This window comes from Lysinibacillus fusiformis (assembly GCF_016925635.1).
Lineage (GTDB): Bacteria > Bacillota > Bacilli > Bacillales_A > Planococcaceae > Lysinibacillus > Lysinibacillus fusiformis_F.
This window is the reverse complement of the sequence record NZ_CP070490.1, coordinates 1,102,888-1,115,284: the sequence shown is the minus strand read 5'-3', so window position 1 is coordinate 1,115,284 and position 12,397 is coordinate 1,102,888. Positions and strand designations below refer to the sequence as shown.

The 12,397-nt window shown below is 37.4% G+C and carries 11 protein-coding genes and 2 riboswitches; all 11 genes read left to right on the top strand.

What is annotated here, in order from left to right:
- Window positions 1-68 precede the first annotated feature (68 nt).
- The 11 genes from JTI58_RS24810 to JTI58_RS05545 all read left to right on the top strand — a co-directional run bounded on the left by JTI58_RS24810 (window position 69) and on the right by JTI58_RS05545 (window position 12,194).
- On the top strand, window positions 69-575 hold the full coding sequence (locus tag JTI58_RS24810) for a right-handed parallel beta-helix repeat-containing protein (protein ID WP_243456404.1): 507 nt from the start codon (window positions 69-71) through the stop codon (window positions 573-575).
- 9 nt (window positions 576-584) lie between these two features.
- On the top strand, window positions 585-1,340 hold the full coding sequence (locus JTI58_RS24805) for a NosD domain-containing protein (protein WP_243456326.1): 756 nt from the start codon (window positions 585-587) through the stop codon (window positions 1,338-1,340).
- Window positions 1,337-1,789: a nitrous oxide reductase accessory protein NosL gene (locus JTI58_RS05585; protein WP_243456324.1), complete on the top strand. Its 453-nt coding sequence runs from the start codon at window positions 1,337-1,339 to the stop codon at window positions 1,787-1,789. The genes JTI58_RS24805 and JTI58_RS05585 overlap by 4 nt, the downstream gene beginning before the upstream one ends.
- The gene (locus JTI58_RS05580; RefSeq protein ID WP_205447128.1) at window positions 1,789-2,589 is read left to right on the top strand and encodes an ABC transporter permease; all 801 of its coding nucleotides are present in this window, start codon (window positions 1,789-1,791) and stop codon (window positions 2,587-2,589) included. Before JTI58_RS05585 ends, JTI58_RS05580 begins: the two co-directional genes overlap by 1 nt.
- Window positions 2,586-3,266, top strand: coding sequence for an ABC transporter ATP-binding protein (locus tag JTI58_RS05575; protein ID WP_205445762.1), 681 nt, complete (start codon window positions 2,586-2,588; stop codon window positions 3,264-3,266). The genes JTI58_RS05580 and JTI58_RS05575 overlap by 4 nt, the downstream gene beginning before the upstream one ends.
- A 193-nt stretch (window positions 3,267-3,459) precedes the next feature.
- Window positions 3,460-4,404, top strand: coding sequence for an AAA family ATPase (locus tag JTI58_RS05570; RefSeq protein ID WP_205445760.1), 945 nt, complete (start codon window positions 3,460-3,462; stop codon window positions 4,402-4,404).
- Entirely contained in the window at window positions 4,401-5,582 is a 1,182-nt protein-coding gene (locus JTI58_RS05565; protein ID WP_205445758.1) for a DUF58 domain-containing protein, read from the top strand. The genes JTI58_RS05570 and JTI58_RS05565 overlap by 4 nt, the downstream gene beginning before the upstream one ends.
- The gene (locus tag JTI58_RS05560) at window positions 5,579-7,762 is read left to right on the top strand and encodes a DUF4129 domain-containing transglutaminase family protein (protein WP_205445756.1); all 2,184 of its coding nucleotides are present in this window, start codon (window positions 5,579-5,581) and stop codon (window positions 7,760-7,762) included. The genes JTI58_RS05565 and JTI58_RS05560 overlap by 4 nt, the downstream gene beginning before the upstream one ends.
- 32 nt (window positions 7,763-7,794) lie before the next feature.
- A riboswitch (purine riboswitch) is annotated at window positions 7,795-7,896 on the top strand.
- A gap of 156 nt (window positions 7,897-8,052) precedes the next feature.
- Entirely contained in the window at window positions 8,053-9,606 is a 1,554-nt protein-coding gene (guaA, locus tag JTI58_RS05555; protein ID WP_205445755.1) for a glutamine-hydrolyzing GMP synthase, read from the top strand.
- A 175-nt stretch (window positions 9,607-9,781) separates the two neighbouring features.
- The gene (locus tag JTI58_RS05550) at window positions 9,782-10,450 is read left to right on the top strand and encodes an MOSC domain-containing protein (RefSeq protein ID WP_205445753.1); all 669 of its coding nucleotides are present in this window, start codon (window positions 9,782-9,784) and stop codon (window positions 10,448-10,450) included.
- Between the two features lie 209 nt (window positions 10,451-10,659).
- Window positions 10,660-10,761, top strand: a riboswitch (purine riboswitch).
- Window positions 10,762-10,892: 131 nt separating this feature from the next.
- Window positions 10,893-12,194 (top strand): NCS2 family permease, encoded by a 1,302-nt coding sequence (locus tag JTI58_RS05545; RefSeq protein WP_205445752.1) that lies wholly within the window; start codon window positions 10,893-10,895, stop codon window positions 12,192-12,194.
- Window positions 12,195-12,397: the final 203 nt, after the last annotated feature.

Genomic DNA, 12,397 nt, shown 5'->3' with positions numbered 1-12,397 from the left:
CAGGCTTTTTAATTTAGAGGTGGGTTTTGTCCCAGCCTCTTTCATGCTGAATGAGGAGGTAAAGAGTGATGAAACAAATAGGCTTACTCTTTTTGTTTTTTCTATTTACAAGTCAAACGGCATATGCGGAATTTGATATTCAATTTGCTATTGATCAAGCAAAAGCTGGAGATAGTATTCATATTCCTGCTGGTCGTTACCAAGGGAATTTTATCGTGAGGAAACCGATCAAACTGTACGGACATAAAGGGACTGAGCTTTATTCTCAAAATGATGAACCTGCATTGAAAATTGACCATGCAACGAATGTTTGGATAGAAAATATAAGGATAACAGCAAAAAATAAAGGAATTGTTGCAAATGAGACGGAGAATTTAGAGCTGAGAGCGATCGAACTAAAAGATGTCCAAACTGGTATACATATTCAACGTTCAAGGCATATTCGAATTTTAGAAAATAGGATCATTGGTAATGAGTCACACTTTGCTGAAAAAGGAAATGGAATTGCGGTTTTTAAAAGTGAGGATGTCGCGATCGAACAAAATACGATTGAACAAGTGCAGGATGGTATATAGGTTGAAGAAGTGAAGCGAATTGATGTGCAACGAAACAAAGTAACAAAAAGTCGTTATGGAACACATTTTATGTATTCAAGTGGTGTGAAGGTGCTGTTCAATACGTATTTACATAATGTCACAGGTCTTATGGTCATGATGACTACTGATTTAGAAATAAGTAGTAATAAAGTGAGTACTCATAATGGTTTCAATAGTTATGGAGTTTTGATGTATGACACACAGGAGGCGATGATAAGAAAAAACAGCTTTCAACATAATCGTGTGGGAGTAGCTTTGCAGAAAAGTTCCATCATTCAAATACAAGAAAATCGCTTTCAAATGAATCAAACGGCATTAGAAGGTACAAAAGTCGATGAGCGTTCAACCATTATGGATAATCAGTTTACAGGAAATATATTAACGGCAAGGTCAGACAGTCAAGGTTTACGTCTAAAGCATAATTTTTATGATGATTATACAGGGCTAGATGTTGCAGGTGATGGTTTTGGCGATGTTCCCTACGTGGCTGTATCAAGTTTTGGACAATGGATGGTGAGACAGCCAGTTTATCAATTTTTTGTGGCATCACCAAGCGTTGTTATCCTGACGTCACTAGATCAACAGATTAATAAAACAGAACGAAACCTACTGGTAGATAATGAACCGAAATTAATGAGTAATATGAAAGAGACAGAACTTTCGTTAAATAGCGTACAATTGCTTATCGGTTTAGTGGTATCTATGTGTAGTTTATGGCTTTGGAAAAGGGGGATACGAGTATGACTAGATGGATAATGATGCTAATTTTATGTGGAGTTATTTTAGTAGGTTGTGGTGAAAAAACATATCCTCCACGGGAAATTATTAGTGAAACAGATGTTTGTAAAGTTTGTAATATGAGCATTGTTCATAATGAATATGCTGGACAAATTGTATTGAAAAATGGAGACTATGAGATTTTTGATGATGTTGGCTGTCTGCTAGACTACCTTGAGCTAAATGGCGAGAATGAAGTTGGGGCAGCCTATATTAAAAATAAAGCAGATAATGAATGGATTGACGTTTATAAAGCGATTTATGTGTACAACAAAAATTATTGGACGCCGATGAACTATGGCGTTATTGCATTTGCTACAAAAGATGAAGCACAGGTATGGATGAATGATGAAGGAGCGGGTCAACTATTAGCCTATCATGATTTGCTGACATTAAATTGGGGGATTCATGAGTGATGTTTGTAAAAATAGAGCTGAAGCAAATTTTAAGAAGTAGATGGATGCAGCTAGTAGCTTTTCTTTTTACGTTTGTTTTCGTTGCCATTATCGTCATTCAACAAATGGCTTTACCAGATATGGAGGGCTTTACGCGTCAAACGGCATCGTTTTTAAATGTGTTATTGTTTCTGTTGCCATTATTTATCTTAACCATTGGCAGTATGAGTATAGCTGGTGATATAGAATCTGGTTGGTTTTCATTATTAAAAACATATCCAATGAGAAGTATGCAATTTATTATAGGCAAATATGTGGCTACAGTACTTGCGTTTTTATTAGTGGTACTAGTGGCTTTGGGTGTTGTGTTAACAGTAGGTAGTTTACTAGTTGGCGTACGGTTACCGATTGTTTTAGTTATCCTTACGCTATTATGTATCTTTATCTTTGTGTCTTTAGGAATCGTGCTAGGGGCATTTGCCAAAACAAGATTATTTGCACTTGCATTATCCCTTGTTGTTTGGTCCTTTCTTTTATTGCTCATTTCTTATGCCTTAATGGCTCTAGGTGCAGTGGTCTCCGGTCATGTTTTACAAAAGCTTACCATCATAACGATACATATAAATCCAGTAGAATGGCAGCGCTTTGGTTATTTTATATTCAGCAATCAAGCTAGTGTGCTTGGCCCTGCCTTTTATGGTGTAACGAAGTTCTACTTATCACCATATGGTCATGCAGTGTATGGAATCGTCACGATACTTTGGATTGCACTACCGCTAATACTTGCTTCGAAGTTATTAAAGGAGGGTCATCAGCGATGATTCTGTTAGAAGGAAAAAATGTAGCCAATGTTTATGAAAATGATAGAGGATTAAAAGATGCCTCCTTTGCGCTGCATGCTGGTCGAATTCTCGCATTGGTTGGAGGAAACGGGGCTGGAAAGAGTACCTTGATTCGTTTATTAACTGGTCAAGAGCAGCCGCAGTCCGGTGAAATGATATGGCATATACCACAAATAATCCGTTACATGCCTGATGATATAAATTTTCCAACTATGCTAACTGCCGCTGAAATATTAGAGCTGTTGGCATCTTTAAAACAAGTAGATAAATATCAACAAGAGAGTGTGTTGAAGCGTGTTTCCTTGTGGGATGTTCGGAAGCAAAGAGCGAAACACTTTTCCAAAGGGATGCTACAGCGACTAAACCTAGCTCAAAGCCTACTTGGTAGCGGTTCTTTACTAATATTAGATGAGCCAACCAATGGCCTAGATCCATTTTGGATAGCACAGTTGAAAAATATGATGTTGGAGGAAAAGGAAAAAGGGAATACGATTATATTCTCTACTCATTTGCTGTCTTTTGCTGAAGAAATAGCGGATGATGTGTTAGTTTTACATGAAGGAAAAATTATTATTTCTGGGGCGATAACTGAAATTTTTTCACAAGAAAATTCTACATCTTTAGAAGAAATATGGTTAAAAAGGTTGAAATTGTAACATTCTAATGGATAATGACGTTATATAATAAGGATTGGGCTTGTTTGGATGTTGTCAAACAAGCCTTTTTATGAGTGCTAGTAGGAAGTAGAAGTTTCAGATAATTGTTTTACAAGACAGATTTCGCTATGCTTAGAATAAGTTTGCTTGCAATTCACGCAATTGCTGGATGGAATGGGAGGCTTTTCGATAAATGAATGCTCAAATACAGAACGTTTTAGAAAATATAGAAAAAGTAATGATTGGTAAAAGAGAAGTTGCTGAGCTCAGTATTGTCGCATTATTAGCAAGGGGACATGTATTGTTAGAGGATGTACCTGGAGTAGGAAAGACAATGATGGTGCGAGCACTTGCAAAATCTTTTGATGCACAATTTAAGCGTATTCAATTTACACCGGATTTATTGCCTTCAGATGTAGTTGGTATTTCAATTTATAATCCAAAGACTATGGAGTTTGAATTTCGTCCTGGGCCAATCATGGGGGATGTTGTATTAGCCGATGAAATAAACCGAACGTCGCCAAAAACTCAATCAGCCCTGTTAGAGGGAATGGAGGAGGCCTCTGTTACAATTGATGGAAAAACGCTGATAATTAATCAGCCATTTTTTGTTATGGCCACACAAAATCCGATTGAACATGAAGGTACCTATCCTTTACCTGAAGCACAGCTAGATCGATTTCTCTTAAAGATAAAAATGGGTTATCCATCTAGGGGGCAGGAAGTTGAAATTTTGCGAAGAGCTGAGAATGGTAAAGCCATTGAAAAAATCGAAGCAGTGTTATCTGTGGCGCAATTAATTGAATTACAGGAACTTGTTCAAGGTGTGTATGTAGAAGATTCTGTTAAAAATTATATGGTGGAGCTTGCTGCCCAAACAAGGGAAAATAATTATGTCTATTTAGGTGTGAGTCCGCGAGCAACAATAGCGCTAATGAAAGCTTCTCAAGCTTACGCATTTTTGAAAGGTCGAAGCTATGTAACACCTGATGATGTTCAATATCTAGTGCCATTTGTCTTTAGCCATCGCTTAGTTTTAAAACCAGATGCACGCTATGATAACGTGACACCGGACGAAATTATCCAGCGTATCATTGCCAAAACACCAGTTCCAACAAAGAGGTTTGCAGAACAATGAGGCGATGGAAAGCTTTTGTAGAAAAAAGTAAGCATTTCCTATTAATCGCTTTCTTGATGATCGTAACATTTTGTTATGCAATGTTCCAAGGTGGTTTTGTCAGCTGGTTTGTATTTTTTACAGTTAGTCCATTTTTAGTGTACGCATTCCTGTTCTTTATCATTAGAGAAGATATTTTACTAATAGAACGTAAGATTGACCCGATGCATATAGAACGGGGTCAATCGGCGAAGGTGTTTATTACGATAGAACGAAAAACACGTTTCCCATTTGCCTATATCATAATGGAGGAACTTGTAGATAGTGAAGGATTAGTGCAAGCTAAAATACAAAATGCGAATGCTATTAAGTTCGTTGGATTTAAAAAAAACTTTAGCTGGCATTATGAATTAGAGAATATGCCACGTGGAGAACATCGCTACCTGGGAGTTACAATTGTTTTTTATGATTTCTTTGGCTGGGCAAAAAAGATTGTTGTAGCAGAAAAGGAACAAACTATTTTGGTCTATCCAAGAATACAAGAGATGAAATACGCTGCGCTTCAAACAAAATATGATGTTGGCCCTATGATGTCACCTTATTCTATTGTGAAGGACACGTCTATGGCTGTTGGTTTAAGAGAGTATGTTCCAGGAGATCGTTTTTCATGGATTCATTGGAAATCGTTTGCACGAACACAAACCTTACAGTCTAAGGAATTTGAGGATCGACAATCATCTGAATTAATGTTAGTACTGGACGCTACAAATTCCTTAATGTTTGAAGAAAAAGTGGAGTTAGCAGCATCAATGTTACAGATGATCGTTCAGGAACGTGGAGATTTATCATTTATTTCCGCTGGAGAAATGACGAAAGTATTCCCTGTTATACAGGGTGACAAGCAGTTGGATCAGGTTATGTATCATTTAGCTGCTATAAAACCTACAGAAAATGTGAAATTTCGATTCCATGACCAACAAGCCTTTAAGCAAGTTGCCACACTACTTTATGTGACAAGTAATGTTTCGGATGAATTACTACATATGCTTGCAAATATAGTGAAAAGCTGTATTTGTTTTGTAGTGGCAAAGCAGCCACCTGAGCAATCTGAACATACGATGCGGTATAAACATATTCAAGTTATCTATGTAAATCCAGCAGATTTCTATCATTTATTCACGGAGGTGATGAAACCGTGAAGCAATCATTGGGAGAATTTTTAGAATTAGCCATCGCTTATGTTATTGTATTTTTCATTTTGCGTGAATGGCTTATCCCTATTATGCAATTAACGAGTACTGGTGGGATGCATCTTTTCTTAGTCTTTATCGGCATGTCTCTTGCGCTAAGTTTATTCCGCGTACATCCTTTGTTATCGGGATTAGTGAAGTTTGGTTATATTACCTGGTTTATCGTTTTTATCTATAGCCCTAGTCCTGTATTATCTGGTGATACTTTGCCTTTCTTATTGGCTGAATGGAAAGGAAATATGGCGACTATCTTGACGGGTGACTTTGGACAGGTTTCGGATTCTTTTAGAACAGTCTTATTTCTTGTGTTGATTTGGATGTTGGTTTATTTAATTCACCATTGGGTTTCGGTACGGAAAAATATATTCTATTTTTTTGCTATGACCGTTTTCTTTATTGCCACTTTGGACACATTTAGTGATTATGATGGTAAAGCGGCAATTGTGAAAGTCGTTGTTCTAGGATTAATCATGACAGGCGTACTATTTGTCAAACGTTTATGGCTTCAAGTGGAAACGACAAGTACGGTTATAGAGAAATGGAAAATTGTTATTCCGATGCTTGTATCCGTATTGCTTGTAAGTTCTGTAGCGTTCTTTTTACCGAAGACTGGACCAACATGGGCTGATCCTGTGCCGTTTATCCAAGGAGTTACTGGACAAGATGGAAGTGGGAATGGTCAAAAATCAGTTGGTTATAGCCAAGATGATAGTCAGCTAGGTGGCCCATTCCAAGGAGATAATACATTAATTTTCACTGCCTCTTCTCGTGATCGTCACTATTGGCGCATTGAAACAAAAGATACGTATACATCAAAAGGCTGGATTGTTTCAGAGGGGAACTTTGGGAAAAACGTTTATGAGTCAAACACACCGATTCTGACATCTTTACAAGTAGGACCACCTGAAAATGAACATCAGATTCAATTAGACATTGCTGTTCCTATGCCATTTTTAATTCAAACATATGGTATGATTTCCGTTTCTGCTCAAGATTCCACTCTATTTATTCAAGACGAGCAAACTGAAAGAATGAACATAGAGCAACAGGTAGGGGAATCAAAATCATTATCAAACTATTCGTTGTCTTATAGCGAACCAGTTTATAGTATGGAGCAACTCCAATTGTCATACCCTGCAACACTTGAAACAATGGACTCTTCTTTTGATCGATTTTTGCAGTTACCAAACCAACTTCCCCAACGTGTAAGGGACTTAGCTTCTGAAATAACACAAAAGAAAGATACGGTTTATGAACAAATTAAGGCTGTAGAAAGTTATTTTAGAACAAATGGTTTTAAGTACGATAAAACGGAAGCTGCAATTCCTGCTGAAAATCAAGATTACGTCGATCAATTTTTGTTCGATACAAAAGTAGGGTATTGTGATAATTTCTCCACTTCAATGGTGGTACTCTTACGTTCAGTAGGGATTCCAGCGCGGTGGGTGAAAGGTTTTGCACCTGGAACTGCAGGGCCAATGTCAGATGGATTACGCGAATATCGCATCACAAATGACAATGCACACTCTTGGGTAGAAGCATTTATACCTGGAACGGGATGGATGGAGTTTGAACCGACAATCGGTTTTTCGGGGAATGTGAACATTGATTATGATATCCCATTAGATACGTCTGATGAGGAAGAAGTGTTGCAGCCAGAACAAAAGCCTGAGCAACCACAACCGCAAGAACAGGTAACTGAAAAGGAACAGCTGAAATCAGCCTTTAGCTTTGATGCAATGTGGGTATGGCTGAAAAAGTTTACTTATGTTTGGGTGATAATTCTTGTATTATTAATAATCACGAGTATTTCTTTATTCTTACAGCGTAAAACATGGATTCCAAAGATGCATGTACGAGCATACCGTAAAAAAGTAGCGGATTGGTCAAATTTCGATTCTTCTTACCTTGTTTTACTGAAGCAATTATCTCGTATTGGTTTGCGCAGAAAAGATGGAGAAACGCTAAGTGCATTCGCAGAGCGTGTAGATGCAGCATTAGAAACAGATGAAATGCAGAAGTTGACGGTAGTCTATGAGCAACATATTTATGGGAAAGACAAAGAAGATGTTGATTTTGTCAAGCTGAAAGAAAGTTGGGAATATTTAATCAATCGCACTATCAGTTGATTTTAGCGTAGACAAAGAGTAAAATGAAAAAAATTAAATGCAAGGATTGCTTTCATATAAGTTCGATAATAGGGTTCGGATGTTTCTACGAAATCACCTCAAATGATTTCTCTATGAAGGCGGATGTTTTCGCTAGGTGAAAAGTATAGTAAATCACTTTACTTTGCTACGCATTCGCCTTTATCAATATTCTAGAGCTTATGAACGCGTAGAAAGTTTTTTTACTTTCTTCGCGTTTTTCTTTGAACAAATGAAAATATCCTTTAAAAATAATAGAAGAGGTGGAAATTTTGACAGCTAGCCCTTTAATAAAAGAGCAAGAAAAAATCGTTGTACTGGACTTCGGTAGCCAATTTAACCAATTAATCACACGTCGTATTCGTGAATTTGGTGTTTTCAGTGAATTACATCCACATACGGTGACTGCAGAAGAAATTAAAGATATGAACGCAACAGGTATTATTTTTTCAGGTGGTCCAAACTCTGTTTATGATGAAAATGCTTTCCATGTGGATCCAGCTATTTTCGAATTAGGTTTACCGATTTTAGGTATTTGCTATGGTATGCAATTAATGGCACATACAAACGGCGGTAAAGTTGAAGGTGCTGAAACACGCGAATATGGTAAAGCTGAAGTTCAAGTAACAACGCCAAATAAATTATTTGGTGAGTTACCTACAGAACAAATCGTTTGGATGAGTCATGGTGACCATGTAACAGAAGTTCCAGCTGGATTTGAAGTCATCGCAACTAGCGCATCTTGTCCGATTGCTGCAATGGCAAACGTTGAACGTAAGCTATATGCCGTACAATTCCATCCAGAAGTACGTCACTCTGTATATGGTAATGATCTATTACGTCAATTCGTATTCGACATCTGTGGAGCGAAAGGCGATTGGTCAATGGCAAACTTCATTGAGCTTGAAATTGCAAAAATTCGTGAAATGGTTGGTGATAAAAAAGTATTATGTGCTCTTTCTGGTGGTGTAGACTCATCGGTTGTAGCAGTGTTAATCCATAAAGCAATCGGCGATCAATTAACTTGTATGTTCGTAGACCACAACTTAAACCGTAAAGGTGAAGTTGAACAAGTAATGAAAACATTCACAGAAGACTTTGACATGAATCTTATTAAAATCGATGCACGTAAACGCTTCATGGACAAACTTGCTGGCGTTTCTGATCCAGAGAAAAAACGTAAAATTATTGGTAATGAATTCATTTATGTATTTGATGAAGAAGCATCTAAGCTTGAAGGTATGGATTTCTTAGCACAAGGAACTCTTTACACAGATATTATTGAATCTGGTACTTCAACTGCACAAACAATCAAATCACACCATAACGTTGGTGGTCTTCCAGAAGATATGCAATTCCAACTAATCGAGCCACTGAAAACTTTATTTAAAGATGAAGTACGTGCACTAGGCTTAGAGCTTGGACTTGACGAAAAAATCGTTTGGCGTCAACCATTCCCGGGTCCTGGATTAGGTATCCGTGTGCTTGGTGAAGTAACAGAAGAAAAATTAGAAATCGTTCGCGAATCGGATTTCATTCTACGTGAAGAAATCGCAAAAGCTGGCCTTGATCGTGACATTTGGCAATACTTCACGGTATTACCTGATATCCGTTCAGTTGGTGTAATGGGCGATGCACGTACGTATGACTATGCAATTGGTATCCGTGCCGTTACATCTATCGACGGTATGACTTCTGACTGGGCACGTATCCCTTGGGATGTACTAGAGAAAATCTCTGTCCGCCTAGTAAACGAAGTAAAACACGTGAACCGCGTGCTGTATGATATTACATCTAAGCCACCAGCAACGATTGAGTGGGAATAGTAGCAATAGCCCTAAAAGCCCTGAGAGGTTTTTAGGGCTTTTTTTGATTTAATTCTTGCTGAATTTATGGCCAAATGAAGTATCTCAACATGCAAAAATTGCTGGTAAAGTGTTGTGTGTAGTAAACTAAATGAATGCAAAAGAAATTATACTATTTAGATTAGGGGGGATTTAAATGGAGAAAAATATACCAATGATTCATACATTAGCTGTTGGGATGCCAAAAGAATTGGTTGATAGTAAAGGGCGTTCAATGATTACAGGGATTGAAAAGCAACGAGTGCAAGAAGTTTATTTGTCCTCTCAAGGCTTTGAAGGGGATGATGTGGCAGATAAAAAACATCATGGTGGCCCTGACCGAGCAGTTTGTTTATATCCTGCGGAGCATTACATACAATGGGAACAGGAACTTGGAAAAACGTTACCCACTGCTGCATTTGGGGAAAACTTAACCGTAACGAATATGTTAGAAGCAGATGTTTGTATTGGTGATATTTATAAAATTGGTGATGTTGTCATCCAAATTACACAAGGACGTATTCCGTGTAGTACGATTGATAGATATACAGAGGCCAACATATTACTCAAACGTTTAATCGAAACGGGCTATACAGGCTTCCTTGCGCGTGTACTAGAAGAAGGAACAATTTGTGCAGATTCATCAATTGAGCTTGTAGAAAAGCATCCTGCACGTATATCAGTTTTGTATTGCAATGAAGTGTATTTTAAAAACAAAGATGCGATCGCTATGAAACAAATACAAGCAGTAGATGCACTAGCGGAAGATTGGAAAGAGAAATTAGAAAAAAGAATTCAACTCTTGCAAAGTAAAGTGATGAGCTAAGGCATAAATTCAAAGGAAGGATCCTCTAGAAATCTAGGGGGTTTTTTGCTTTATACTGGTTGGTGGAATGTTCAGTACATCGTTTATTTAGTAGCGATTTTAGTAGAACATGAACATTAAATAAGAATTTTACACGAACTTTCGTATTTCTTTTTAGAAAAATGTTCGGAAATAGGGTTGAAATCTAAAAAATGAAATGATATATTACGAATGTAAATTAAATACGTCGTCGTATAATGTCGGGGATAAGGCCCGTGAGTTTCTACCAAGTTACCGTAAATAACTTGACTACGATTTAGGTTTATACAAAAATGTATAAACACTAATTTGTTTCACACACTATTTGTGATGAAACATATCGTAGACATGCGACTAGTAGAGTAGTCAGCGTGTCTTTTTTGTTTTCGATATTGAAGACGACCACACGGAGGATTTTTTGATAATGAAAAAATATTTCATGTTCGATGAATTAGGAACTAATTATCGCCGCGAAATCATAGGTGGTATTACAACCTTCCTTGCAATGGCATATATTCTAGCTGTTAACCCAGGTATTCTAGAAAATGCAGGGATGGATAAAGGTGCTGTTTTCGTAGCAACAGCATTAGCAGCAGCAGTCGGTTCTTTGATTATGGGGATTTTCGCTAAGTTCCCGATTTCACTTGCTCCTGGGATGGGGTTAAATGCATTCTTTGCATTTACTGTAGTCGGAGCATACGGTATTCCATGGCAAACTGGTTTAACAGGTGTATTCTTCTCGGGGATTATCTTTATTATTTTATCTTTAACAGGTATCCGTGAAACCGTTATTAACGCTATTCCGGTACAACTTAAATATGCTGTTTCGGCAGGTATTGGTTTATTTATCACATTCGTTGGTTTACAAGGTGCAGGGATTATTGTTGATAGCCCAGCGACATTAGTCACTTTAGGAAGTTTCACAGGCGCTACATTATTAGCAGTATTCGGAATTATACTTTCAGTTATTCTTATCATTAAATTACGCAGTGTTGGTATTTTCTTAGGGATGGTGATTACTGCAGTTATTGGGATGATCACAGGTATCATCGATCCTCCAACAGCGGTTGTTTCAGCTATCCCAAGTGTAGATTCTACATTCATGGTAGCATTAGAACCACTTGGTGACTTCGGTACATTATTTAACGTGAAGTTTTTAGTAGTAGTGTTAACATTCTTGTTTGTTGATTTCTTTGATACAGCTGGTACTTTAATGGCTGTAGCAACGCAGGCAGGCTTAGTAAAAGATAATAAATTACCACGTGCAGGACGTGCTTTAATGGCAGATGCACTAGCAACGACAATCGGTTCTTTATTTGGTACATCTACAACAACTGCTTATGTAGAGTCAACTTCTGGTGTTGCAGCAGGGGCTCGCTCAGGATTCTCTGCAGTCGTAACAGCAGTACTATTCTTAGTTGCTCTATTCTTCTCACCATTATTAGCGGTTGTAACGCCAGCAGTTACTGCTCCGGCTTTAGTAATCGTAGGGGTACTGATGGTATCGTCATTACGTTTAATTGATTGGGATAAATTCGAAATAGCAGTACCTGCATTCTTTACCGTACTAATGATGCCACTCGGTTATTCAATTGCTACTGGTATTGCAATCGGCTTCGTATTCTACCCAATTACAATGTTATTAGCAGGTCGAAAAAAAGAAATTCACCCGATGATGTATGGTTTATTCTTTGTCTTCCTTGCATACTTCATTTGGGTACGGTAGTTAAACAGACACTTCAATTGTTAGGTAAGGTACTAACAATTGAAGTGTTTTTTTGTTGGTTAAGGAAATCGAAAAAAGTGTAAATCCTAAACAAAAGAAGTTATTATTTTTATACATTATATAGAAGAAACTCGATTTTTAATAATGTGAATAGTTTTACTTTAATGAAACACTTGCAAACTTAAATTTATGATGATATATTT